Genomic DNA, 26,172 nt, shown 5'->3' with positions numbered 1-26,172 from the left:
TTAAACAGGTTAACGGCAGGATATTATCAGAATCCCAATAATCCGGGAAGTGTAGAAAATACAGAATCACTGGATTATGATTTAAATGGAAATATTACCAACCTTTACAGAACATCTGTTATGGAAAATGGGAATACTACCGCTACTGTCATTGATAAACTGGAATATACCTATGTTGGGAATCAGGCTGTAAAGATCAAAGATAACAGCAATAATAAGACAGGATATGAAGGGACTGCAGGCATGCCTATTGATTACGATCTGAACGGGAATATGAAAAGCATGATGGATAAACAGATTACAGGAATTAATTACAATTACCTGAACCTTCCTAATACTGTGGATATCGGCCTTGATCCGATAACCACACAGATCAAAACAAAATATGGGGCAGATGGAATCAAACTAAGAAAAGAAAGCACAAAAACAATGATAGGAGTTGCCGGAACAACCTGGACAAAAGAAATCACTGATTATCTTGATGGTTTCCAATATCTGAATATAACATCTTCAGGTGGTGGGGCCTCCGAAGATATGTTCTCTATGGCTTCTATGGATACAAAACGGGCATTAGAAATACAGGCATTTACAATTGGTCCTCCTATTGATTTTGATCCTACTCCAATAGACCCCATTGTTCAGAATCCTCATAATCCTGAACTGCAATTCTTTCCGACAGCAGAAGGGTTTTACGATTACCAGAGAAAAATGTATATTTACCAGTATAAAGATCATTTAGGTAATGCAAGGGTAAGTTATGGAAAGAATAATACCAACGGATCTATTGAAATAACAGATGCTAACGACTATTATCCTTTTGGAATGAATCACCTGAAGACAGGAAATGCTTATTTTGGGGCAGGTAGTTATAAAAATTACAAGTATAACGGAAAAGAGCTGCAAGACACGGGAATGTATGATTATGGAGCAAGGATGTATATGGCAGATATTGGTAGATGGGGAGTAGTGGACCCATTGGCGGAAACTTCTCGTAGATGGTCGCCTTACACTTATGCATATAACAATCCAATGAGATTTATTGATCCGGATGGAATGCAGAGTGAGGATAAAATTAAAATTTTTAACAATGGTACTATAGAAAGAACAAAAGACAATAATGCCTATGATACCATTACAAACGAAGATGAGTCTAAGTCTATACAAATTGCACGTACGAATATTTCAGAATCAAATCCAAAAGGAGATTCTCAGATAGGAGAGGCAAAGACAATACCATATGAACTAATTGGTGAAGATACAAAAAGTGATCAAATGACATACTTAAAGATTGATAATTATGATAGTGCTACTCAATTTTTTGAATTTGCAGCAGAAAATACAAATGTGGAATTTTCTCAAAATAAAATAGACTTTTCTGATGGTTTTTCCTCAAATTTAATTGCCACTAATCATCTATCAAATGCTGTCCAACAAGCTAATTTAGTATTTCCATATTTAAATCTTTCTCAAGGTAATGGCTTTCATGTTGTGCAGGATGGTAATTGGACTGAAAATGTTCATAGTCATCCTACTATTACTGGTATTGCTGCACCATCTGGGTTTGTGGAAAGATTTAAAAATGAAAATATAATGTTTAGTATAAATCCACTTCATGGTTATCGAGGGGACAGATCAACAACTCAAATTGAAGGATTGAAAAGATATATGTATAGTCCAATATTAAATAAAAGACTTGGAGGTGGCTATATTCAATATAATAATTCGACAGCAATATTTAAAGGCAAAACAAAATGATAAATAAACTTTTATTAATACTAATAGCTTTTTTTATATCTTGCTCTGCACAGAATGTAAAAAAAAATGGAGTAGAAGAACTACTTGATAAATCATTAGATTTATATAAATTACAAAAAGGCACTCCTAACCCAAAAGACATATGTTTGGTCTTATCTTCAAAAAAAATTGATGATACAATAAATTTTAAAGATGTAACTTATGGTATTGGAATTACAATTGTTGAAAAAAAATTTATAAAAAATATAGAATATGAAAAATTATATAAGTATAAAAATTACCCAGCTATTTCTGAAGATTCACTAGGTGTTTTTAAACCAATTATAAAAGAGGTCTCTTATGAAAATTTAAATAATCAAAAATTACCAGATGGCATTATTTATGATCCTTTTAATGTATCATTTATGTTTAATAAAAAATCCGATATAATCTATTTATATCCTGTTAATTCTTTAAAATTTTTTAAGGAAAATTTAAAAAACACACAGATTATTGAAAATGAATAAAAATTAAATACTTCTACATAAAAGAAAATTTTGAAAGTGATGACATATTTCAATATGTTTATATAAAATATAGCGTTGAAAAGCAACGCTATATTTTATGTTTAAATCTAAAATTATAGATTATCTTGACAGTTTCCAATATCTGAATATAATATCTTCAGGTGGCGGGGCATCCGAAGATATGTTCTCTATGGCTCCGATGGATACACAACGGGCATTAGAAGTGCAGGCATTTAGAATTGGTCCTCCTGTTGATATTGATCCTACTCCAATAGATCCGATTGTTCAGAATCCTCATAATCCTGATTTACAATTATTTCCAACAACCCCCGCTTCCGCACGATTGCATCGTGTGGTAAGTAATAATAACAAGCCACTGCTATTGAACAGTGGTTTGTATATGAAAACTATATATTTTTACTAGCCTGTTGAAACTCCCTCGCTGCCGCACGATTTTATCGTGTGGCAAATAATAAATAAAATCTCGCAAAATGCGAGGTTTTTTATTTATGAAATTATTTATTTATCAAACAACTTTCTGCTCACCATTTCATCTTTGATAAAAATATCCGGTAAAATATTTTTTACGCTTATTTATTTCACCCTCCCCGGGTTCTGCTTCAAAAAACTATCCCATCCGCTATAAGATTTTGTATCTGCAATAGTTCCGGAGTTGAAATGATGACAAACTGCAACAGCCAAACCATCAGATGCATCCAGGTATTTGGTAGGGAATTCCTTTAGTTTTAAAAGATTCTGAAGCATTCCGGCTACCTGTTCCTTGCTGGCATTTCCGTTTCCGGTGATGGCCATTTTGATCTTTTTTGGTGAGTACTCTGTAATAGGAATATTTCTGTAAAGGCTGGCAGCCATTGCGACTCCCTGCGCGCGGCCCAGTTTAAGCATACTTTGGACGTTTTTACCATAAAATGGAGCTTCCAGAGCTACTTCATCAGGATGATATTCGTCGATCAGTGCTAATGTTTTGTCGAAGATATATTTCAGCTTTGTTTCGTGGTTCGGATATTTTTTCAGGATCAGTTCGTGAATGGAAATCATTTCCATTTTACTTTTCGTCACGGAAATAATACCGAAGCCCATAATCGCCGTTCCGGGATCAATCCCTAAAATTATCTTCTCTGAAATCATAGGTCAAAGATAAGATTTATTAATGTTAAAATAAGGAGTTACCCGCATCGGGATTACCTAAATGTTTTTCAGCAATAGGCACCCATTTCCCATCGTGGCGGAGAAGCAGGATTTTATCAACTAGAAATTTAGTTTTATAAGTTTTATCCTTATAAACTTCCCATGCTTTCATATAGTTTTCAGAGGTAAGATTTCTGTATCCTACCGTCATATGAGGAGTGAAAGATTTTCTACCAAAACTGAAATGCTGTATAACCCTTTGATGTAAAAGATTTAAGCTTTCATTAGCCTCGGGATGTACGAAGATCACCGGGTTGTTGGTATTGGGGAAACCTCCGAAGCCGTTCAATATGATTTCAAAAGGAGGAATCTCCGTATTTATTTTTTGAAAAGCGTTGTGAATATCGGCCTCAAACTCCAGTTCTCTGTCAAAAGGTGACAGTAAAGTTATATGAGCATCATTCTTTAATGCCATCGAATTTCCATAGTTCAGGGCGAAGTCTTGTTTAAAAACTTTAACCTCGTCAATGATTTCCTGGGGAGGATAAATCGCAATGAAATACATTTTTTTCATACCGGGTAAATTAATGTTTTGCTTTAAGCTGTAGCAAGGTATTTTCCAGGTTATCTGTTATCTTTTTAATTTCCACATGAGGTTTGAAAGCCCAGCTTTTGCCCTTTTCTTCATCGGCAATATTAGATAAAATAATAACCGATGTTTTAGTCTTTGGATAGTAAATATTCAAAGAAGGGGAGCCCTTTACATAACCGCTGTGAAAATAGCTTTCAGGCCTTCCGATACGGATCATAATTCCATAACCGTAACCCATTTTTCCCAGAATGGCATGATGCCTTTCCGAACTTTTGGAAACAAACTGCTTTAAAGTTTCGGGCTTTAAAATTTTTCCTCCATAAAGAGCATTGTTCCAGGTGTGAAGATCATCTATAGTTGAAAGAATGCCGCCGGCAGGAATTCCTATTTCTTTTCCGGACAGACGCCTGGGCATATCCGGAACAACAGAAAATTTTGCCGCATTACCCAAATAAGCACTTGCAAAATGATCACCTTCAAAAATATTTCCGGTGGAAGAATTTTTCATTCCTGCTTTTTTGAACAGTTCCAGAACATTTTCATCATATGATTTTCCTGAAACAGCTTCTACAATCTGTCCCAATGCATTAAAACCATCGTTGGAATAGAAAAAGTCCGAGCCGCTTTTGAACATCAGTTTTCCCCCGAAAGTATTTAATCCTGAAGTATGATTTAAAAGTTGATGAACGGTAATATTCTCATACTCTTTATTTTGAAATGACTTCAGATACCTGGATGTCTTATCATTCACACTTAGTTTTCCCTGTTCCATTTGAAGAAGGATAAGCGCTGCGGTAAATTGCTTGCTTACTGAGCCTATGGCAAAAATTGTACTGCTGTCGATCTTTACCTTGTTTTTAAAATCGGAATAACCGTTTTCTTTTCTGTACAGCTGAAGGGAATCTTTAAATACGGCAATGCTTCCGTTAAAATTGTATTTTTTAAAGACGGAGTCGATTTGCTGTTTCAGAAGGGTTTTCTGAAAAGCAGTAATCGTAGAATCTACCACTGCATTTTTGTCAACCGGTTTTTGGGAAACTTCAGTTTTACAGGAAAGCAAAAATAAGGAAAGCAAAAAAAAGGTGAAATTTTTTATCACAGGTGTTTTATTTAAATTAAAAAGTTACTGAACAGGGAACAATATCTATCTAAATATAAGAAAATCCCCTGAGGCCTCAAAGAGAAGCAAAATTTGTGCTAACCTAGCGTGCCTTTTTTATAAGTATTTAATATTTTTGAATAGATAATTTTACAACCATCATGAAAGAATATTTGAAAAGCGATTCAGAACAGATTAACCATATCCTGGAGATCATCAAAAAACAGGGAGTCAAATACCTCAATACCCTTGCAGAAAGACCTACATCTGTAAACAATGATCTGATTTCAGAAAAAATGGATCTGCCGGAGTCCGGAGTCGGTACTGAATCGGCCTTAAAAATATTCAATGAGAGATTTGAGCCCATTATGGTAGGATCATCAGGACCGAGATATCTGGGCTTCGTAACCGGAGGTTCTACTCCAGCTTCCATTGCAGGAGACTGGCTGGCAACAGTTTATGATCAGAATACCCAGTCGGTGGAAGGGCAGGGAGATATTTCAGCCGGTATAGAGATAGAAACCATAAAAATGCTGCTGGATCTTCTTGGACTGCCGGAAAATTTTCTGGGAGGCTTTGTAACGGGAGCTACCATGTCCAATTTTACCGGTCTGGCTGTTGCAAGGCAATGGATCGGAAAAGAGCAGGGAAAAGACTTTGCCAAAGACGGAATTTCAGGAACCGTTAAAGTATTGGCAGCCACGCCTCATTCGTCATCCATAAAATCCCTTTCTCTTTTAGGGATGGGAAGTGGCAATATCGTAAAGATAAAAACAGCGGGGGAAAATCGTGAAGCCATCTGCCTGAAAGATCTTGAAGATCATATTGTACAGTTAAATGGTGAACCCTTTATTCTGATTTCAAGCGGAGGAACGGTCAATACCGTTGACTTTGATGATTTCTCAGAAATCCGCAAGCTGAAAGAAAAATATAAATTCTGGTGGCATATCGATGCGGCATTCGGCGGTTTCGCCGCCTGTTCGGACACGCATAAACATCTTGTTGAAGGCTGGGAAGGAGCTGACAGCATTACGGTTGACTGCCATAAGTGGCTTAACGTTCCGTATGAAAGTGCGGTGTTTTTTGTAAAAGAAGAGTACAGGATTTTACAGATAGAAACCTTTCAGAATTCAAATGCTCCTTATCTGGGAGATCCGTTGGAAAAATTCGACTATCTTAATTTTCTTCCGGAAAATTCGAGAAGGCTAAAAGCACTTCCGGCCTGGTTTTCAATGATGGCATATGGCAGAAACGGATATAAGGCTATTATAGAAAATAATATTAAACTGTCAGAACAGTTTGGACAGATGATTGAAAAAAGTGATGCTTTCAAATTGTTAGCTCCGGTAAGGCTGAATACCGTATGTTTCACTTTAAAAGATGATACAAAGCAGGATCAGGTCAATAGATTCCTGGAATTGCTTAATGAGACGGGAAAAGTCTTTATGACCCCTACTTTTTATAACAATCATAAAGGAATCAGGGCTGCGTTTGTCAACTGGCAGACTCAGGAAAAGGATGTTGAACTGATATTTGACCTCATGAACAAAATAGCAGCAACGATAGGGTAGACCATTAGTTGCTATTTCAGAATCAGATCACAGAACCAGAAAACATATTCGCCGGCTTCCTCTTCCGGGCCAGATTTTGGCTTGGGATAGGTTTTCTTTACAGTTTCTCCGATTTCAAAGGAAACAGGAGTTTTAAAAACAGGTCCGTCAAAAGTAAAGGTGTGAAATTCTCCATTTTCTCCGCACGGATCAACGTTTTTGGGAAGGTCATTGATGAAATCCTGATCAATGATTCTTCCTGCAAAACTTTTATCGAGATACGTTTCATTCACACAGGTTACGATAGTTTTGAATCCAAGGTCCAGGAATTCATGGATAAGGTCGGTTGTGTTCTGCTTCCAAAGCGGAAATATAGCTTCCATTCCGATGGATGCCAGCTGGTCTTCACGGTATTCTCTGAGGTCTTCAAGAAAAATATCTCCAAAAACAGATTGCGTAATGCCCATAGCCTGAATATCTGACATCGTTTTACCCATGATATCACGGTATTCCTCCATTGACGGTTCTTTGGGAAGCTCCATTTTAATTAAAGGCAATCCTATACTTTCAGCCTGCTTTTCCAATAAAGATACATGAACACCATGCATGGAGATTCTCTGAAACTCTTTATTGATGCTGGTCAGCAGAGTAGTAATTTCAGTCTTGTTTTCCTGTTGGGTTTTATAAAGAGCAAGAGCAGAATCTTTTCCGCTGCTCCAGTTGAAGACGGCTTTTGGTTTCATTTGAAAATAAAAAATCTCCCAAAAATAGGGAGATTCTGTGAATTATTATTTAACTTCTTTGATAGGAATAAATCCTCCATTGATGTAATCAAGTTTTTGCTCAAACGGAACCGAAGTAGATTGTGAAGCCAGCAACCCGCCAATAATCCCGAAGAATGCGGAAGCAAGAACCACATCTCCTGTTTTTGCAGTTGATTTTATTTTTCCGGTAAAATAAAAATCTCCGTCTCTTTTTTCAGCCTTCACGAGAGCATTTTCTACAGGCAAATAAATATATGGAGAACCATTATAAACAATGGCAAATACATCATTTTTTTTAATTTCCTTTTCTTTACCTTCTATTGTTTCGTAAAGTTTAATGATTTTATTGGTTTTTCCGTAGAATTTTGCGCTGGAAATTGTTTTTTCAGACGGTTGAAGGTTTTTAAAAGAATTATAATCAGGATAAATTCCTTCCTTTAATTCCGGAGAATTATATAAACTTAATTTTTGTTTTTCAATTTCATCAAAATTTTTGAGGTCATTAAAAGTATATCGGTCTGTTTGTATTGCTTTTTTAGAAACGTTTCTGCTTATAAAGTCACTTACCATTTCGCTTCCTTTTTTCATCGTAGCTTTGGTAACATCCATAGATGAATGATCAATAACTGAATCTATTTTGTCGAGATAAGAATAAGTTCCGTCTTCGTTTTTAGCAAACAAATAAGCTTGGAAGTAACAGTAACCGTGTTCACTAAAGGCTCCTGTAATTTCGGCAAAATATAACTGTTTTAGATACATTACAATTGTACCGTCATCTGTATTTTCACCATTAATGTTGTTTAATAGATTTTGGAATTGATCATTAAGATTGGTTGTAGGGACAACTCTTGCCTTAGTGTTGAAGGCTCCTTTCTGAACAATTCCCAAAGATGTAGAGTCTATTCTGGCATCAATAAGTTTTATGGCTTTATAATAACTTTTGTCTAGTTTTTTATCAGGAAAGCTGATTGAAAAATCCTCGGTTCTTTTTTGGGAAAACATAGAAACTGAAAACATGATTCCTAATAAAATTAAAGTAGATGTTAAAAATTTTTTCATTAATGTTAGGTTATAAATTTTTCAATTGTAAAAGTAATACTTATTAAGTTGAATCTAAATTAAAACCTCAAAGAAAATTCCTTGAGGTTTTAATTTATAAATTATTGATACATTAAATAGTCAATAATGGTCTGTCCGGCTACGGATTACATATTTCTTCTGTATTTACCGCCCACTTCAAACAAAGCATTGGTAATCTGACCAAGAGAACAGTATTTTACGGCATCCATCATCACTCCAAATAAGTTTTGCTGGTTGATGGCAGCGTGCTGTAATTGTCTTAAGGCTTCTGCAGATTTATCGGTGTTCGATTTCTGGAAGTTGTGTAAATTTTCAATCTGAACCTGTTTTTCTTCTTCAGTCGAACGGATTACCTCTCCCGGGCGAACGGTTGGAGAACCGTCTTTTCCAAGGAATGTATTGACCCCGATGATCGGGTATTCTCCGGTATGCTTCAGCCATTCGTAATGCATGGATTCTTCCTGGATCTTGGAACGCTGGTACATGGTTTCCATAGCACCAAGAACACCGCCTCTTTCCGTAATTCTGTCGAATTCTGCATACACTGCTTCTTCCACAAGATCCGTCAGTTCTTCAATAATAAATGATCCCTGAAGCGGGTTTTCGTTCTTCGCTAATCCTAATTCTTTATTGATAATCAGCTGGATAGCCATTGCTCTTCTTACAGACTGCTCAGTCGGAGTGGTAATAGCTTCGTCATAAGCATTGGTGTGAAGAGAATTACAGTTGTCATAGATCGCATAAAGCGCCTGAAGCGTCGTTCTGATATCATTGAAATCAATTTCCTGGGCGTGAAGAGAACGTCCTGAAGTCTGGATGTGGTATTTCAGCATCTGGCTTCTTTCGTCTGCACCATATTTCATTTTCATGGCTTTTGCCCAGATTCTTCTGGCTACACGGCCGATCACTGAATATTCAGGGTCGATACCGTTGGAGAAGAAGAAAGATAAGTTCGGTGCAAAATCATTGATATCCATTCCTCTTGACAGATAGTACTCTACATACGTGAAACCATTTGCCAAAGTGAATGCAAGTTGGGAAACCGGGTTAGCTCCGGCTTCGGCAATGTGATATCCTGAGATAGAAACCGAGTAGAAATTTCTTACTTTCTCTTTAATGAAATATTCCTGAACGTCGCCCATTAATCTTAAAGCAAATTCAGTAGAGAAAATACAGGTATTCTGTGCCTGGTCTTCTTTTAAAATATCAGCCTGAACCGTTCCACGAACCGTTGCAATAGTTTTGGCTTTAATTTCAGCATAAACATCTGCCGGAATAACTTCATCTCCTGTGATTCCCAACAGCTTTAAGCCCAAGCCATTGTTGGAAGGAGGAAGTTCTCCATTATATTTTGGTCTTTCTAAACCTTTATCGTCAAATTTTCCTTTTAAAACAGCTTCAACTTTAGATTCAAGACCGTTTTCAGCAATATATTTTTCAACATTCTGATCGATGGCTGCATTCATAAAGAAGGCAAGCAGCATCGGAGCAGGACCGTTGATTGTCATTGAAACGGAAGTCAGTGCATTCACAAGATCAAACCCTGAATACAGCTTTTTGGCATCATCCAGTGTTGCAATCGACACTCCCGCGTTTCCGATCTTACCGTAAATATCCGGTGGTAAAGCCGGGTCCTGTCCGTAAAGCGTTACAGAGTCGAAGGCTGTAGATAAACGTTTTGCAGGCATTTCTGCAGAAACGTAATGGAATCTTCTGTTAGTCCTTTCCGGGCCACCTTCTCCTGCGAACATTCTTGTAGGATCTTCCCCGGTTCTTTTGAAAGGATAAATTCCAGCTGTGTAAGGGAATCCTCCCGGAAGGTTTTCCTGGCCTTTCCATTTGATCAGATCTCCCCAATCGTTGTATTTAGGTAAAGCAATTTTTGGAATTCTTAGATGGGATAAAGATTCTGTCGAGGTTTCTACTTTAATTTCCTTTCCTCTTACGAAATAGGAATAAAACTCTTCATGGAAAGCCTTTTTCGTATCCTCCCAGGTTCTCAGGAAGTCAATGTTTTCCTGTTGCAGTTCCTTCTCAGCCTTTTGATATTCAGCGTCTAAAGCTTCATTGGAAATGATTTTCTTTACTCCGTCTATGTGATACATTTTTCTGGCAAGCTCAGCCTGCTTTTCAATGTTTTCATCATATATTCTGTTGTTCTCTACAATTTCGGAAAGATAACGTACTCTTTTTGGAGGAATAATGGTTACTTCGTCTGTAATCTCCTGTTCTGCAAAAGTTTTTAAGTCTAAACCGGAAAACTTATCGTTTACTTTTGAAATTAATCTGTTGTATAATTCAGTGGTTCCGTGGTCATTGAATTGGGATGCCTTTGTGGCATAAACCGGCATTTCATCCAACGGCTGTTCCCACAATAAATGGTTTCTCTGGAACTGCTTTCTTACGGCTTGAAGAGCATCAAGTGCTCCTCTCTTATCAGATTTATTTAAGGCCACTAGATCCGCATAATCCAGCATGTCAATCTTTTCCAGCTGGGTTGAAGCTCCATATTCAGGAGTCATTACATACATGGAAACATCAGCGAAATCAGATACTTCCGAACCGGATTGCCCGATCCCGGATGTTTCAAGAATAATAACATCAGGATGAGCTAATTTCAATACATTTAATGCGGAGTGAATAAACGGAGAAACGGAAACATTGTTTTCTCTTGTTGCCATAGAACGCATATAAACCCGCGGATCATTGATCGCGTTCATACGGATTCTGTCTCCCAAAAGGGCTCCACCAGTTTTCTTTTTGGAAGGGTCGATGGAAATAATGGCAATTTTTTTATCAGGATTTGAACGGATGAAACGTCTTACCAATTCATCTGTTAATGAAGATTTTCCGGCTCCACCGGTACCTGTGATCCCAATGATAGGAATATTTAAATCTTTTGATTTTTCATCAATTGCTTTTACCAGTTCAGGCTTTTCCTCTGAAAAGTTTTCAACGGCAGAAATAATTTTTGCAATGCTGGTAGAGTTTTCGAAACTTATAGCATCCAAATCTTCTGCTGTAACCTCTTTTCCGGTTGCGAAATCTGACCTTTTTACCAGATCATCAATCATTCCCTGAAGGCCAAGCTCACGGCCGTCATCCGGAGAGTAGATCCTGTCTATTCCATAAGACATCAGGTCCTCGATTTCTTCAGGGAGGATAACACCGCCGCCTCCGCCGAAAATCTTGATCTGCGGGGAGTTTTTCTCTCTTAAAAGGTCATAGATATATTTGAAATATTCATTGTGGCCTCCTTGATACGAGGTTAACGCAATAGCGTTAGCGTCTTCCTGTATCGCTGTGTTCACAACTTCTTCAGCTGATTTGTCGTGGCCAAGGTGGATCACTTCACATCCTGTACCCTGGATCACGCGGCGCATGATATTGATCGCAGCATCATGCCCGTCAAATAACGACGCCGCTGTTACGATTCTTACTTTGTTGGTTGGAGTATATTTTTGGGTTTCCATAAAAAATCTAGAAAATTTCTGAATTTCCAAATATAACAATAAAATAAGAACCTTTTGATTTTGTTTAATCGGTTGATTTTAAAATTGTTACTAGTGTTAGGGAGATTGGTTTTTCTCCTGCTTAACAATCATTCGTTTAAAAAGATGAGTAAAATCTCTATTTTTGCACTATTATATATATGGTATGAAAAAGGCTTTGATGTATTTTGCTTTAGGAACAGTACTTAGTTTCCTTATTAATTATTTTTTTTACAGCTCTGACAATATTATTCTCGATGTATATTATGCGCTGGCCTTTGGGATAGCATGGGGAATTGCCTATTATCTGGATACTCCCAATTTCACGCTGCCTCAAAAGCTAGGTATTTCTTTTGCGGTAATGGGAGTTTTGGTTGTAATAGGGACAGTATTATTCAGCCTGGAGCTTGCGATTCCTTCCATACTTAAATTTTCAACGGTATTTGTTGCCTATTATCTGATCGCAAGTTTTAGAGGAAATAAGTCTTTACGTAATTAATGCATCGTTATAAAACTGATATAGGATAATATCATAAGCATTAAAAGCAACCCAATAAAATTGATTATAAACAAGATTGACCCCTTGGCAATACTTATTCTTTTACTGTTTTCGTAAACCCTGTGATGGGCAACAAAAAAATAAACGGAGGTATAAAAGAATAATGTTGTATAACATAATCCCATAATAATGGTCACTATTGTATAGTCTGGTAATACTGAATTCAGATGATTGCCAAGTATAAAGATCAAAGTGCTTAATAAAAGGAAAGAGAAATAATGAAGGGTAAAAATACCATGATCAAAGTACCACCATCTTTTCTTACTGTGAAAAAGCCAGAGGAAAAAGGCAAATACAGGTAAATAGATGAAAAGAGCTTTAGGAAATGTATGTATAAAAGTCTCTACAAAACGGCCAATTATTTCTTTTCTTTTCAAGCCCCTGTCCTGTAAATGGAATATTTTTTCAGCAAAAGGACGCAGAGATTTGTAGTTTCTCCCTCCTTTTATGCTTAACGAATCATATTGCTTCATGGAAGTAGCTCCCAATATTGCGAATTGATCTTTTTCGGTGCTTAAAACCTCTTTTTTGTCAATCAGATCTTCCAGGTTTTTCAATTTGGATATACTTTTGTTGACGATACTGTCATTTTTATTATTGCCCTCTACGAGTATTCCAGTCTTTACACTGTCAATTATTTTTGCAACTTTTTCTTTCTTATCCTCTTTTTCTTTTTGTATAGAATGTTTTTCTGTTGCTTCATTATCTTTATCTTCTGATCTTGAAAATAAGGAAGGGACAAAAAAGGTGATGAAACTGATGAAAATATATAATTTAACAGGGGCAACATAGTGTTGTCTTTTTCCGGAAAGATATTCCTTAGTAAGCATTCCCGGCCTGAAAAGCAGGTTTTTGATGGTTTGCCAAAACTGGCCGTCATAATGAGTGAAATCCTCTATGAAGTGTGTGAAAAGGAAATAGAACGGCTGTCTGGTTTCGGTATTTTCCTGCCCGCAGTGTGGACAGAATCTTTCTTCTACTGTGTGTCCGCAATTCTGGCAGGTTTTGTCTTCTCTGATTTTTCCGTGGCTCATGGATAGGGATATGGTTTTAGCGCAAATATAAAAATTTAGCGACATAAAATAGTCATATCAGCAAGCTTTCAGGGAAATCTTTAATGTAAAGTTAATAAGTAAGAGTTTAGTGATTAAACTCTTTACTTTATCATCTGTGTTTTTAGAATCTTCGAAATGTTTTTCAACGGGGGATCATTTTACAAGTTCTGGGCCAAAGCAAAGCAGTTGATGAAATCTATTAAAATCCGATCAAATTCAGGAGACAGTATAGATTAAATAAAATATGTTTTTGGGTTACAAAAATAATTTGTACCTTTGCACACCCTTTTAGGGGGAAATTATGTTTAATCTTTAACTAAAACGTGTGAATACATTAAGTTACAAAACTGTTTCAGCGAACAAAGCTACTGCTAATAAAGAATGGGTTGTGGTAGACGCTGAAGGACAGCCGTTAGGAAGACTAGCTTCTACGGTTGCAAAGATTTTGAGAGGTAAGCACAAAACGAACTTTACACCTCACGTAGATTGTGGTGATAACGTAATCGTTTTGAATGCTGGGAAAATTACGCTTTCCGGAAATAAGTGGGCTGATAAGACTTACATCTGGCATACAGGTTACCCTGGTGGACAGAAGTCTATGACTGCGGCTGAACTTCAGAAGAAAGATTCTTTAAAAGTATTGGAGAAATCTGTAAAAGGTATGTTGCCTAAAAACAGATTAGGATCTGCTTTATTAAAGAACCTTTATCTGTATGAAGGAACTGAGCACAAACATGAAGCTCAACAGCCTAAAACAATTAATGTTAACGAATTTAAATAATTAATTATGTCTATAGTTCACAAAATCGGAAGAAGAAAAACTTCTGTAGCTAGAGTTTATGTAAAACCAGGTTCTGGAAACATTACAGTAAACGGTAAAGATGCTAAAGAATATTTCTCTACAGACGTGATGGTTTACAAATTAAACCAACCGTTCATCCTTTCTGAGACTGTTGGTCAGTATGACGTTACCGTAAATGTTTTCGGTGGTGGTAATACAGGTCAGGCAGAAGCTATCAGATTAGGTATTTCAAGAGCTTTATGCGAAATCAATGCTGAATTCAGATTAGCTTTGAAACCAGCTGGTTTACTTACAAGAGACGCAAGAATGGTGGAAAGAAAGAAGCCAGGTCAGAAAAAAGCAAGAAAGAGATTCCAATTCTCAAAACGTTAAGAATTGCGATAAGCTTAAAGCAATATGCAATAAGCTATTTGAAAAACTTATTAAACTTTTTAACTCGCTTGAAAGCTTACAGCTTAATGCCTAAAGCCTAAAGCAAAACATTGCCCGTTACGTTTAGCATCCAAACGCTTCTCCCATCTAAAGAAGTTGTTGATTGTTTAAAAGACGGAAAGTAAACTAACAAAAACAGAAAACATGGCAAAAGCAAATGTAAAAGACCTTCTAGAGGCTGGTGTACACTTCGGTCACATGACCAGAAAGTGGAATCCAAATATGGCTCCATACATTTTTATGGAGAAAAACGGTATTCACATTGTAGACTTACATAAAACAGCAGTTAAATTGGATGAAGCGTGCAGCGCTTTGGAAAAATTAACTTCTGCAGGTAAAAAAGTTCTTTTCGTAGCAACTAAAAAGCAGGCGAAAGAAGTAGTGGCTAAGCACGCTGCTGAACTTAATATGCCTTATATTACAGAAAGATGGCCTGGTGGTATGCTAACGAACTTCGTTACAATCAGAAAGGCTGTAAAGAAAATGAACTCTATCGACAAAATGAAAAAAGACGGTACGTTCGAAACTTTATCTAAAAAAGAAAGATTACAGGTTGACAGACAAAGAGCTAACTTAGAGAAAAACTTAGGTTCTATCTCTGACATGGTTCGTCTTCCTTCTGCCATCTTCGTTGTAGATATCATGAGAGAACATATCGCTGTAACTGAAGCTAAGAAATTAGGTATTCCAGTTTTCGGTATTGTTGATACAAACTCTGATCCTAGAAAAGTAGACTTCGTTATCCCAGGAAACGATGATGCTTCTAAATCTATCGATATGATCTTAAACATCGTTTCTGATTCTATCAAAGAAGGTCAGTCTCAAAGAAAAGCTGATAAAGAAAAATCTAAAGAAGAAGGAGAAGTAGTATCTGCTGATAAAGATGCTGATTTCGATGCAGAATAATTAAAGATTTTCTTTAATATAGGAAAAACGCTGGATTTCGGTCCAGCGTTTTTTTTATTAATGTCAATTATTCAACTCATCCAAAAAGAAACCCGCTCTACAGAGCGGGTTTTATCTTAATTACTGATCTTTATAGCGTACGAAGTAGTAATGAATTTGTTAGCCTGATAAGATGAGTTACAAAGCATTCCGGAGAGACTGTAATTTTTGTTTTTAGGAACCATGGTGTAACCTACTTTGCCGGAACCTATCGGGATTTTTTTAAAGAAGCCACTGCTGCTTACCGTAAGAACCATATTGCAGGGAGATTGGTTTTCCACTGAAATAGAAGTGTTGGGATTAGAAGGGGAATCCTCATTAAGAAGATCATTTAAGACGGCTGCAGTTTCAGGCTTATAGGTTTTAATAAGCTCGGCATATTCCCTTTCTGTATTGGCTGCAGAATTTCCGGTGTTTCCGGAAGCTGAAGGATAAGAAGTTCTTATAGGATAGCTGCCATAGTATGAACTACAGCTTACAAGACTAAATGAAATGATGGAGAAAGCGAAAAGCTTTTTCATACGGTTATTTTTTTGATCTTTTATTTTTTGAAGGGTTCGCAGGTACTGTTTCTTTTTGATCTTTTGCTGCCTCACTATTTATTGGCGGTTTTTTTGTACCCGGGTTTTCAATGACTACAAATATACTTTTTTTTATGTCTTTCTGAGAAGAGTACTTTACATCGCATACATTACTGTTCAGTGTGTAAGAACCTTTGTTGAGAACAATAAAATTCTCCCCGTGAGCAGGAACTGCCAGGTTATAGAAGTCTTTTCCTTCAATTCTCAGGATGATATTGCAGTCCGAGTTATTTCTGAACAGAAGGACAGCTTCTTTTTTGGTAATATCTTCATCAAACATAGCGTTTAGAAGCTTTACTGTTTTATCCTTATGCTGATCTGAGGTTTCGGCAAGAAGCTTTTTAAACTCTTCAGCATCATTGGAACTGGAGTTTCTCATAAACCTGTTCGGAATGTCTGTCATGACAGGTCTGGCTTCCATAGGCTTGGCTTTGGATGCCCCTTTTGTCCATTCCGAATTCTTTAAAGCAATAAGCTTGGGCTTTAGTACAAATCTTTTAGGGTCGTCAGGATGTGTATTCTTAAGATATTCTTCGATTTCCCTGATGTTTGTGCTTTTTAAAATGTCTTTGTGTTTTTTCTGCGCCGAAGCAGTACCCGAAGCAAGGATCAGGAAGAGGAGGGTCGTTAAAATTTTTTTCATCAATTTGTTTTTATTTCATCAGCTTATCCGGAATTTTATATAGGTGATGGTCTTTCCTTTAGCTGAGAAAAGTTCTTCATAGTAAGTTTTTATATCTCTCAGGTGTTCCGTGTTGGGATCATATTCAGGAGCACCATAAATGTCGTGGTGTGCGGAAATAATTTCATAGCCGGCACCCTGCAGATAGCCTAACGTATAGCCATGCAGGAACTCCGAATCTGTTTTCAGATGGATAATTCCGCCCGGTTTGAGGAATTTTTTGTACCGTTCTAAAAAGTCAGGGTGGGTAAGCCTGTGCTTGGTTCTTTTGTATTTGATCTGAGGATCCGGGAACGTGATCCAGATTTCATCCACTTCATTTTCTGCAAAAAAATGATCAACAAGCTCGATCTGCGTTCTGAGAAATGCCACATTGGTCATTCCGTTTTCCACAGCTTCTTTAGCCCCAAACCAGAACCGGGCTCCTTTAATATCTATTCCGATGAAGTTTTTTTCAGGGAAGGTTTTGGCAAGTCCTACTGAATATTCTCCTTTGCCACAGCCCAGTTCCAGTACAATCGGATGGTCATTTTTAAAGAAATCCTTTCTCCAGTTTCCCTTAAGGGAAAAACCGGTTAAGGCATCCTCTCTTGTGGGTTGGATAACATTTGGTAAAATCTTGTTTTCAGCGAATCTTGCTAATTTATTTTTGCCCATCGAGTTATTTATAAAATCCTGCAAAAATAGTGATTTTTGCATAGATTACCTTGCCTTTTAAGGATAAAAGACAGGTTTCAGGGCATATTTACAGGCGGATTATTGTGTTGCAGAGCTCCCTAATGTAACCATAATAGCTTTTTCAATTGTTTTTTGGGAAGCATATTGGGCGCCGCAAACAAGGCTTGTGAAAAGATACTGTCCTTTATCTATAACAATAGTGCTATCATCATGGGCGGGAACGGCAAGTCTGTATTTGGTATTTCCTACACTTTCCATTCTTACGATGATATTACAGTCAGAATTATTTTTGATAAGAACGATGCTTGTTTTGCTGGTCGGGTCGTTATCGAAGAGTGAGTTTAATATTTTTACTGTTTTGTTCTTGTGTTCTACCGGATTTTCGGCCATCAGCATATTGAACTCTTCAGCTTCTGCATTAGGGATAGCGGCATTGGCAGCTGTATTCACCACAAAGGTGTTCTGGGCAGTACTTGGTGTATAAACTACCGTAGATTGTTTGGCGGCAAGTTCTGCCTTGTATTTGGCGATCTGTTTCTGTTTGATAATGGCATTCATTTCATCAAAAGTGATCTTGGTAGAAGGTCTTCTTTTAAGCAGGGCAAGCATTTCCTGCATATCCTTTACCTTCTGGTCGGCAGGGTGGGCGTCTTTGATGTACTGCGTCATCATTTCCATTACCCGGGGTTTCAGTACAGATCTCCTGGGATCATCAGGATGGGCATCTCTGAGAAAAGCATTGATCTCATAGATGTTTTTACTTTTTAAAATATTGCTGTAATCTTTCCCTCTTTTCTGGGCAGATACATTAAAAAACAGAACAGAAACAAACAGTAAAAGTAATTTTTTCATTAACAAATATTAAATTAAAAGCTGATGTACTTTCTTAATTTGTGTTTTGAGGCAATTAGTTTATGGTAATAACGGAATACTATTGTTTTTATTTTTTTATACTTAATAGTCAGATAAATTTAAACATAATTTTAAATAAAAAAGAAATGTACATTATAAATTATCAGATAATATACATTTCTTAAAATATCTTTATTAAGGTTTGTTAATAACTTCCTGAAGATTCGAGGTTTTAAGCCTTTTCTGATAGATCGGAAGATATTTTTCAATAGGAACTTTTATCGCCTCAAAATTACCGGAAAGCACATAAGCTTCAATGTTTTCTGAAGTATAAACAAACTGAAGGAAGTTGTCAATAAGGTTATCAGGAATTTTAAACTTGGCAAAATAATCCTTACCCAAATAATTTTTGATCTGCGTTACAGAATTATTCATCCTTTCATAAGCCATATACCGCTGTTTTTTCTTTCGGTCGCCCGAAAGGATATCATAGATGCTTTCCAAGCTGAAAGTAAGCCCTCCGTCCCTTAATCCGGCAACCGGAAGCTCCGGAGAAGTTCCGTCACCTTTAGGTTCCGGAAGTCCAATCACTTTTTTGATGGCGAGACCTTTATCTTCTTTTCTTATAGAATTTACGTCATACCTGAGATTTCCTGTAGGCTTGAACCTGTTGAGTACAATCTCCTGAATTTCGTAATAGGCAATTTTTAATTCAATGAGGTTTTTCTGCTGCATCATTTGTGGAGTAAGCTTTACATCTTTCCTTTCTGTGACAATGGAAGTAAAACGGATCACATCGCCGGGAGCTGCAGGAATATTATAAGTACCGTTATAGTCGGTAAGTACGGTTTTCTGAGTGTTCAGATTGGTTACGTAAACCTGGTTGAGGTACAAGATTGAGTTGTCTCTTAAAAATACCTCTCCGGAATAGGTCTGTGCATTGATTTTTGCCAGAAAAATCAGCAGCAATAGGGTAATTAGCTTCTTCATATATTGGGGCAAAATTACGTAGAAATAGATCAATTTATACCTATTTAGATAGTGATTACAGGTTAAAGTTATATTAAACTTTAACATTAAACTGTTAATGAATGTTATAAATGTTTCATTAATAAAAAGATATGATGAAATTTAGAGTAAAATAGTTCTATTCTTTATTTTTTACCAGGAGCCAGCTCGTATATTTTACGGAAGTGGAAGTGCCATATTCCGTCCAGGTAATAAAATACCAGTATGTTGCTGTAGGAACAGGTCTTCCGCCCATTCTTCCGTCCCAGATGTATCGGTTGCTTGGGGTTCCCCTGAAAACTTCGGCACCATAACGGTCGAAAATTCTGAATTCCAGATTCGGATTGCTCATTAAAGCAGAATAATCGATTTCATCATTGTGGCCGTCACTATTAGGGGTGATGGTGTTAATCAGATTGATAATGGCAAACTCTTTATCTACTTCACCGCATAATCTGGAGTCTCTCACAAATACGGTATGGCTTCCTCTTGGTACATTGTAGAAAACATTGATGCTTTGCCAGTTCACCTCATCCAGGGAATATTCATAAGGAGGTGTACCGCCAATCACTCCGACTGTTACGGTAGAACCGTTAATTTCAATAGAAGCGATTGTAGGAAGAGGAGCTTCTGTAACATTCACATATTGTTTGTAAACACATCCATTGAAGGTAAGCTCTACCCAGTAACTTCCAACAGGGACATTGGAAATAGAAGGAGAAGTAGCGCCCGTGCTCCACAGGTATTTTTCAAAACCGGGACCGGCATCCAGTTTAGTCGTTGCTTTTGCACAGATAACCTGATCTTTTAAAAGGTCAGATTTCTTAGGAGTTTTGATAGTGATTTTAACAGATCCTACCTCAGGACAAACCCCGCTTTTCTCAAATCTGATATAGTAGGTCTGTGTACCTGTAACGTTAACTGTACCTGATAAAGGATTGATATTATTCTGAGCATTACCCAGACTTACATAGAAAGTATAAGTTACAGTCGGATCTGTTGTAAACTGAGGGATAAACTGGGCAAGGTTGACTGCTTTTGTCCCATCAAGATCATCGTCACAAATACTTGTAGCCACTGCTGATGTTAATAGACTAACACGGGCTCCGATGCTGAACTGTAAAGGTTTCACAACAACGGCGCAGCCGTCCGGAGACTCCACCCTGATGTAAATAGTGGTGGTAGCCGTATAGCTCCAGTTATTGGGAAGTGTATTGTTATTTCCTGCATTGGCATCAGCAAGAGAAGCATAATATCTTACGTTGGTAAAATAGGTAGGGTTATTCAGTACAATATTTGTTATACTGGACAGGTTCACGGTGACCGTTCCGTCCATATTATCATCACAGAATGTTCCGTTATAATTGTTTGTTATAATAGCCAGGTTATATAAAGAAAGGGTGATCTGGGCGATACTTTTGCAGCCAAGATTGTTTTTTACCACCGCATAGACAATGGTTCCGTCTGGCGCAGTATAAGCATTGGCGGAGGTGATAAGTGCTCCGGGGTTTTCTGTCTGTGCATCTGCCAGGGTAGGATAGTAGGTAATAGTGACCGGTGAGTTGTTGGTTACATTGGCGGAAGTGAGATTGAAAGTTCCCTGCCCGTTGATATTACAAGCATGCAATGTAGCATTCGTGACAATAAGAGGTATAATATTGATGGTGACGGTTACGGTTTCACAGTCTGTAAAAACAGGATCATCCCCGCAGAAAGTATAGGTGAAAGTATCTGTTCCGGTAGTCCCAGGTGTATTGACGGAATAAGTAATAATGCCGGTCACAGGATCTATGACTGCCGTCCCCAATGTAGGGGCATTCACAATAGCAACAGTGGAAGGAACAGGTGTCTGTGCAGAGCTGCTGAATGTAGGGGTAATGGTTTTTGTGTTACAGACATTATAGTTTGATGTGGTCAGTTTTGTACAGTTCAGTACTTTAAACTGTTCCGTTACCAAAGGAGCACATCTTCCCATGGTTACCGAGCATGTATAATATCCGGACTGCGTGGGAGTAATGGAAGCTCCTGTAGCTCCGGGGATAAGGTTTCCGTTCACATACCACTGATAGGTATCATAAATTACCGGGTCTACCGTAAGTACAATTCCCGGAACACAGTTTCCTCCTGATCTTAAAATAACGGGCTGTGTAGGAAAACCTGCAAAAAAACCTCCATATCCTACAGCATTACTTCCTGCGGTAATTCCTGCAGTAACAGCCTTGTCCGAAATGACGGTAATCGTTCCGGTTACATTAGGAATGCCATAGGTCACCCAGTTATTAGTACCTGTCATGTTGAAAGGACCTGTAGTTGCAGGCGGAACCGCTCCGTTGACCGTAACATTGGCACCTTTTTCCGTAATAAGATTCAGCTTTGTAGGAATATTAAGGATTCCCAATGGGTTAGCTGTGGAATGCACAAAGTTTTCATCAATAAGCCCTAATTCATTGATCTGTTTGGGAAGATAGCAGTTCAGGGCCGGAATAAAGTTAAATCCTCCGGTTGCCACTTCACTTCCTGACACGGAATCCCCTGCCAGAACCTGATAAACGTAAGCGTTTTTGGAAGTTTTAAGATAAAGATTATAATGCCCTGCTCCCTGCAGTTTATATTTTGAGTTCGGAACGATATAATATTGTCCTGCATTTAAAGTAGTAAGGGGAGGAATTTCATCATTGACAAAGATTTGGGTATTGTCTTCCGTTGCAATAACAATGGCTCCCTCCATATTGGATCCTACACTTCCGTTTCCTTTGACCAAGGCAAACTCGCTTCCAAGTCTTTCAACAGGGACAGACTGATCCATAAGGATATCCGAACTTGAAGGGAAATTTCCGGAATACTGCCCGTTGAAATTTCCATTGGTCACATTTACCGGTTTATTAGCAGTGATTTTAGCGCCAATAAAACCATCTGTATTTGTGGAACCTGAACCATCTATAATATAAGATTGCCCTTTATTAAGGGTAAATGTCATTGTAGGGTTTGTAGCGCCGGTGGTTCCGTTGGAAAACTGTACTGTTGGCTTATATCCGCTTATCGTAACTGTTGTGTTGTCCTCAGTGGCAAGAACACTGGCCATAAAGTTTAAGATGGGGTTAACGACCGTTATGGGAGCATTGGCGGCATAAAAATTCTTTCCTGTGGAAGGTATTCCTTTAGAAGTGATAATCTCTGCATGATTGAATACGGAAAACCTGAGATTTGCATAAAAAGGAAAATCTGCTTGCAGATAGAGCCCTTTTGTAGTGGGAGTAAACAGATCTGCCTGAAGAGTTGTTATGATATATTTTCTGAGGACATCAAATTTCTGGGGATTGTTTTTACTGATGGTTACCGTACCGATCAAAAGGTTGTTATTGTAAATATTGACAGGGAAGGGAGTTGTTCTGTTGGTAGATAAATATAATTTCTGATAGGGACTGGGGCTTCCACTTCTGTCCACCATGGGAGCAAACCAGTGTTCTCTGTCCAATTGACCGAAGGCAAAGGTGAAAAAAGAAAGTATAAATAAAAAAGATAAAATTTTTTTCATTCAGCTGAGGGAGTTTAACACAAATTTAATAATAAAATGGATTTATACCTTCAAAAAATAATAAAAAAACCGCGATGGTGAAATCGCGGTTTAAATGGTCAGTTTTTCAGGAATTACTCTCTGCTTTTTACAAGAATCCAGCCTGTATATTTTACTGCGGTTTGTTTTCCGGAAGGCTCATTCCAATGAATTTCAAACCAGTAGTTTCCGGTAGGAACCCTTTTGCTTCCGCCTAAAGTTCCATTCCATTTATAGCCGTTTGATTGATCTCCCTGGAATATTTTGCTTCCATATCTGTCAAAAATGGTAAACTCTAAATTCTTCTTACCTGCCAGTAAAGAATAGTCCAGGACATCATTTACCCCGTCATCGTTAGGAGTAATAGCATTGATCAGGTTAGGAATAGTAATTTCCACTTTAACAGGATCGCAGTTATAGCTGTCTTTTACATATACTGCAGGTGTGCCTCTTGCCACATCAGTAAAAATGTTGGAATCCTGCCACTGAATATTATCCAATGAGTACTGGTATGGAGGATTTCCTCCTATTGCATATACTGTAACTGTGGTATTTGAAACATCAATGCTGGAAACTACAGGCTGTTCGGATGCATATACTTTTACGGTTTGCAGGGTAGTACAGTCGCCGGTTTTCAGCTTTACCCAATAGGTTCCGACGCCAACATTACTGATTGCCTGTGTAGTGGCTCCGGTACTCCATTCATAACCGTTGAATCCCGGCCCGGCGTCAAGCGTTGTTTTATCTTCCACACAAATAATCTTATCAACAAGAACAGCAGATTTAACCGGAGGAAGAACAGTAAGGGAAACTTCCGCAATTCTGTAGCATCCATTCGCGTTGATTACTTTTACATAAGCAACTCCGGTAGGGGCTATATAATTGGCAGGATTTAAAATTTCATTTGTACTGTTATCTGCATCCGTAGGAGAAGGATAATATTTCTTGGTAACTCCTATCTGTGTCGTTACTGAAGCGTTGGTAAGGTTAAATAAACCGGTCGCAGGATTGGCTTCCAGATAACATGCTCTTAAAGAAGCATTGGTAACGATCGGGCTTTCGGAAACCGTTAAATTTAATGTTACTTCTTCACAGTCTGTAAAGTCAGGGTTATTTCCACAGAACTTGTAAACAAAAGAGTCAGGTCCCACATAATTATAGGCAGGAGCATAGCTGATAACTCCTGTAACAGGATCAACAACTGCATTACCGTTAACTGGTGGTGTAACAATGATTACACTTCCCGGTACTACAGACTGGGTGGAATTGGTAAATGTTGGAACAATCAGCTTAACACCATCACAAACCGTTTGATTTAAGGTAGTTTCCGTAAGACATGTGAATACCTTGTACACCGGAGTGGTTATTGGAGGGCAAGAACCGACCGTTATTTTTACAGTATAATTACCCGATTGTGTAGGGATATAAGAATTGGTTACAGCTCCGGTGATAGGAGTGCTGTCCCTGTACCATTGATAAGAATCAAAACTGTCATCTACTTCCAGTACAATTCCGGGAATACAGTCGCCGGTTTGTTTGGCAATCACAGGAATGGAGGAGAATCCGGCGAAATATCCGCCATAGCCTACCACACCGCTTCCGCCGGAGATTCCGGCAGTTACAGCTTTTGAAGAGGTAATCGTTACATTTCCTGTAACATTCGGTACAGAATAAGACACCCATGATGAGGTTCCTAATACGGGATAAGGTCCTTGGGCTGCAGGGGGCGTACCGCCGTTTACAGTAACTGCTGCCCCGGTTTCTGTGAGAATATTTAACTTAATATTATTGGTAGTAGGAGGCAGGATATTAATGTTACCTATTTCATCAATTTTTCGGGGAAGGTAGCAGTTCAATGGAGGAATGTAATTGAACCCCACTGTAGCATTACTGTTGGCAACACCTGCCAGCAGCTGGTACACATAAACGTTTTTGGTTGTTTTAATGTACATGTTGTAGTGATTATTACCTTGATTGATGTAATTATTGTTGTTGAGTTTGTTCACCCGGTAGCTTTCTCCTTCGTTTAAGGTTATTGCCGGTGTTGCTCCATTGTTGATGAATACCTGCGTGCCTCCTTCTGTGGCAACAATCAGGGCATCTTCCATTCTTTCACTAATATCTCCGTTTCCTTTTACAAGAACGAATTCATTTCCCAATCTGTCAGTAGGTACGGACTGGTCCATAACGATATCTGCCCCGTCAAAAAAAGAACCTGGCGGAATGATGGCAAACTGCCCGTTAAAATTTCCGTTGGTCACAGAAATAGGTTTATCAGCCTCTATTTTGGCACCGATAAAACCTTCTTTGTTTCCTGCTTTATCACCAACTCCTTCAATGATATAGGACTGGCCTTTATTGAGGGTGAATGTAAGAGACGGATTGGTTACACCGGTCCATCCATTGCTGAACTCCACATTGGCAGAATAGTCCGATACGGTAACTATAGTATTGTCTTCGGTGGCCATTATACCGGTAGTGAAATTCAGTGCAGTTACAGGATTTTCTATAGGTGAAACTACTGCGTAAAACTTTTTACCGATTCCTGCTTTTCCTTTGGAGGTCAGGATCTCACCGTGGCTGCTTACAGAAAACCTGAATGTGGCAAAATAAGGTTTTGTTCCTTTTGTGTACAATCCTTTATTTACCGGAGCAAACATTTCGGAAGTATTGCTGATAATGATATTTCCTAAGGGAATGGGAAATGTTTGGGGAGCACCTTTAGCTACCGTCACGGTTCCCAGCAGAATGTTGTTGCTGTAAATTTCTACAGGAAACGGAGTAGTGGAATCGGTAGAAAAATACAATGCCTGTTGAGGGCTGAGAATGTTGGTGCTTCTTGCCGCCATCGGAGCAAACCAATGTTCCGTATCTCTTTGCGCAAAAAGCGGATTAGCTGCTGTAAACAGCAAAAGAAAAGCTAATAAAAATGTTTTCATATATATGGGAATTAGGATTGGCGCAAAAATAGGAGAATATTTCCAAGTGATATTGTAAAATGTGTAAAAAATACCGATTTTTTCTCAAAAAAAAACCGCG

The 26,172-nt window shown here is 37.9% G+C and carries 22 protein-coding genes; 8 read left to right on the top strand and 14 right to left on the bottom strand.

Annotated elements, in window-relative coordinates; translation table 11 throughout:
• The 3 genes from ACM40_RS11095 to ACM40_RS11085 all read left to right on the top strand — a co-directional run.
• Positions 1-1,755: RHS repeat-associated core domain-containing protein (locus tag ACM40_RS11095; RefSeq protein WP_048502824.1), on the top strand; the 1,755-nt coding region annotated here is incomplete at its 5' end.
• A complete protein-coding gene (locus tag ACM40_RS11090; protein WP_048502823.1) occupies positions 1,752-2,261 on the top strand; it encodes a hypothetical protein in 510 nt (169 codons plus the stop codon). The genes ACM40_RS11095 and ACM40_RS11090, both read left to right, overlap by 4 nt.
• Before the next feature lie 97 nt (positions 2,262-2,358).
• The gene (locus tag ACM40_RS11085) at positions 2,359-2,685 is read left to right on the top strand and encodes a hypothetical protein (protein WP_048502822.1); all 327 of its coding nucleotides are present in this window, start codon (positions 2,359-2,361) and stop codon (positions 2,683-2,685) included.
• A gap of 170 nt (positions 2,686-2,855) precedes the next feature.
• Here the strand turns inward: ACM40_RS11085 and ruvC are convergent, their stop codons facing one another.
• From ruvC to ACM40_RS11070, 3 genes are read right to left on the bottom strand one after another with little or no spacing between them, the layout of a single operon-like run.
• Positions 2,856-3,410, bottom strand: coding sequence for a crossover junction endodeoxyribonuclease RuvC (ruvC, locus tag ACM40_RS11080; protein ID WP_040997663.1), 555 nt, complete (start codon positions 3,408-3,410; stop codon positions 2,856-2,858).
• A 25-nt stretch (positions 3,411-3,435) separates the two neighbouring features.
• Entirely contained in the window at positions 3,436-3,984 is a 549-nt protein-coding gene (locus tag ACM40_RS11075) for a 2'-5' RNA ligase family protein (RefSeq protein WP_048502821.1), read from the bottom strand.
• A gap of 10 nt (positions 3,985-3,994) precedes the next feature.
• Positions 3,995-5,077, bottom strand: a complete 1,083-nt coding sequence (locus ACM40_RS11070; protein ID WP_228376168.1) for a serine hydrolase domain-containing protein — start codon at positions 5,075-5,077, stop codon at positions 3,995-3,997.
• Positions 5,078-5,262: 185 nt separating this feature from the next.
• On the opposite strand from ACM40_RS11070, the gene ACM40_RS11065 reads away from it, so the two are divergent.
• Positions 5,263-6,672, top strand: coding sequence for a pyridoxal phosphate-dependent decarboxylase family protein (locus ACM40_RS11065; protein ID WP_048502819.1), 1,410 nt, complete (start codon positions 5,263-5,265; stop codon positions 6,670-6,672).
• A gap of 11 nt (positions 6,673-6,683) precedes the next feature.
• Here the strand turns inward: ACM40_RS11065 and ACM40_RS11060 are convergent, their stop codons facing one another.
• The 3 genes from ACM40_RS11060 to ACM40_RS11050 all read right to left on the bottom strand — a co-directional run bounded on the left by ACM40_RS11060 (position 6,684) and on the right by ACM40_RS11050 (position 11,968).
• Complete coding sequence (locus tag ACM40_RS11060) at positions 6,684-7,394, bottom strand: diphthine--ammonia ligase (RefSeq protein ID WP_048502818.1); 711 nt, start codon at positions 7,392-7,394, stop codon at positions 6,684-6,686.
• Between the two features lie 45 nt (positions 7,395-7,439).
• Positions 7,440-8,474 carry a hypothetical protein gene (locus ACM40_RS11055; RefSeq protein WP_048502817.1) on the bottom strand — a complete coding sequence of 345 codons (1,035 nt, stop codon included), beginning with the start codon at positions 8,472-8,474 and terminating at the stop codon, positions 7,440-7,442.
• A 146-nt stretch (positions 8,475-8,620) separates the two neighbouring features.
• Positions 8,621-11,968 carry a methylmalonyl-CoA mutase family protein gene (locus ACM40_RS11050; RefSeq protein WP_048502816.1) on the bottom strand — a complete coding sequence of 1,116 codons (3,348 nt, stop codon included), beginning with the start codon at positions 11,966-11,968 and terminating at the stop codon, positions 8,621-8,623.
• A gap of 184 nt (positions 11,969-12,152) precedes the next feature.
• Here ACM40_RS11050 and ACM40_RS11045 point away from each other — a divergent pair, with 184 nt between their 5' ends.
• Complete coding sequence (locus ACM40_RS11045) at positions 12,153-12,485, top strand: hypothetical protein (RefSeq protein ID WP_048502815.1); 333 nt, start codon at positions 12,153-12,155, stop codon at positions 12,483-12,485.
• Here ACM40_RS11045 and ACM40_RS11040 read toward each other — a convergent pair.
• Positions 12,482-13,579, bottom strand: a complete 1,098-nt coding sequence (locus ACM40_RS11040; protein WP_048502814.1) for a DUF3667 domain-containing protein — start codon at positions 13,577-13,579, stop codon at positions 12,482-12,484. The genes ACM40_RS11045 and ACM40_RS11040 overlap by 4 nt on opposite strands.
• Before the next feature lie 346 nt (positions 13,580-13,925).
• Here ACM40_RS11040 and rplM point away from each other — a divergent pair, with 346 nt between their 5' ends.
• The 3 genes from rplM to rpsB all read left to right on the top strand — a co-directional run bounded on the left by rplM (position 13,926) and on the right by rpsB (position 15,740).
• On the top strand, positions 13,926-14,381 hold the full coding sequence (rplM, locus tag ACM40_RS11035) for a 50S ribosomal protein L13 (RefSeq protein ID WP_034706094.1): 456 nt from the start codon (positions 13,926-13,928) through the stop codon (positions 14,379-14,381).
• Between the two features lie 6 nt (positions 14,382-14,387).
• Positions 14,388-14,774 carry a 30S ribosomal protein S9 gene (gene rpsI / locus ACM40_RS11030; protein WP_007843277.1) on the top strand — a complete coding sequence of 129 codons (387 nt, stop codon included), beginning with the start codon at positions 14,388-14,390 and terminating at the stop codon, positions 14,772-14,774.
• 204 nt (positions 14,775-14,978) lie between these two features.
• Positions 14,979-15,740: a 30S ribosomal protein S2 gene (gene rpsB, locus ACM40_RS11025; protein WP_040997639.1), complete on the top strand. Its 762-nt coding sequence runs from the start codon at positions 14,979-14,981 to the stop codon at positions 15,738-15,740.
• Positions 15,741-15,856: 116 nt separating this feature from the next.
• Here rpsB and ACM40_RS11020 read toward each other — a convergent pair whose 3' ends face one another.
• The 7 genes from ACM40_RS11020 to ACM40_RS10990 form a co-directional block, all read right to left on the bottom strand.
• Positions 15,857-16,300, bottom strand: a complete 444-nt coding sequence (locus tag ACM40_RS11020) for a DUF6759 domain-containing protein (RefSeq protein ID WP_048502813.1) — start codon at positions 16,298-16,300, stop codon at positions 15,857-15,859.
• 4 nt (positions 16,301-16,304) lie between these two features.
• On the bottom strand, positions 16,305-17,003 hold the full coding sequence (locus ACM40_RS11015; protein ID WP_048502812.1) for a DUF6759 domain-containing protein: 699 nt from the start codon (positions 17,001-17,003) through the stop codon (positions 16,305-16,307).
• Between the two features lie 18 nt (positions 17,004-17,021).
• Positions 17,022-17,699 carry a tRNA (guanosine(46)-N7)-methyltransferase TrmB gene (gene trmB, locus ACM40_RS11010; RefSeq protein ID WP_048502811.1) on the bottom strand — a complete coding sequence of 226 codons (678 nt, stop codon included), beginning with the start codon at positions 17,697-17,699 and terminating at the stop codon, positions 17,022-17,024.
• A gap of 99 nt (positions 17,700-17,798) precedes the next feature.
• Positions 17,799-18,572 carry a DUF6759 domain-containing protein gene (locus ACM40_RS11005; protein ID WP_048502810.1) on the bottom strand — a complete coding sequence of 258 codons (774 nt, stop codon included), beginning with the start codon at positions 18,570-18,572 and terminating at the stop codon, positions 17,799-17,801.
• Positions 18,573-18,767: 195 nt separating this feature from the next.
• Complete coding sequence (locus ACM40_RS11000) at positions 18,768-19,562, bottom strand: hypothetical protein (RefSeq protein ID WP_083996834.1); 795 nt, start codon at positions 19,560-19,562, stop codon at positions 18,768-18,770.
• Positions 19,563-19,719: 157 nt separating this feature from the next.
• Positions 19,720-23,115 (bottom strand): T9SS type B sorting domain-containing protein, encoded by a 3,396-nt coding sequence (locus tag ACM40_RS10995; protein ID WP_048502809.1) that lies wholly within the window; start codon positions 23,113-23,115, stop codon positions 19,720-19,722.
• 113 nt (positions 23,116-23,228) lie between these two features.
• Positions 23,229-26,072 carry a T9SS type B sorting domain-containing protein gene (locus ACM40_RS10990; protein ID WP_048502808.1) on the bottom strand — a complete coding sequence of 948 codons (2,844 nt, stop codon included), beginning with the start codon at positions 26,070-26,072 and terminating at the stop codon, positions 23,229-23,231.
• Positions 26,073-26,172 lie beyond the last annotated feature (100 nt).

Source organism: Chryseobacterium sp. BLS98, assembly GCF_001045445.1.
Taxonomy (GTDB): domain Bacteria; phylum Bacteroidota; class Bacteroidia; order Flavobacteriales; family Weeksellaceae; genus Chryseobacterium.
This window is presented reverse-complemented; position numbering and strand designations above follow the sequence as displayed.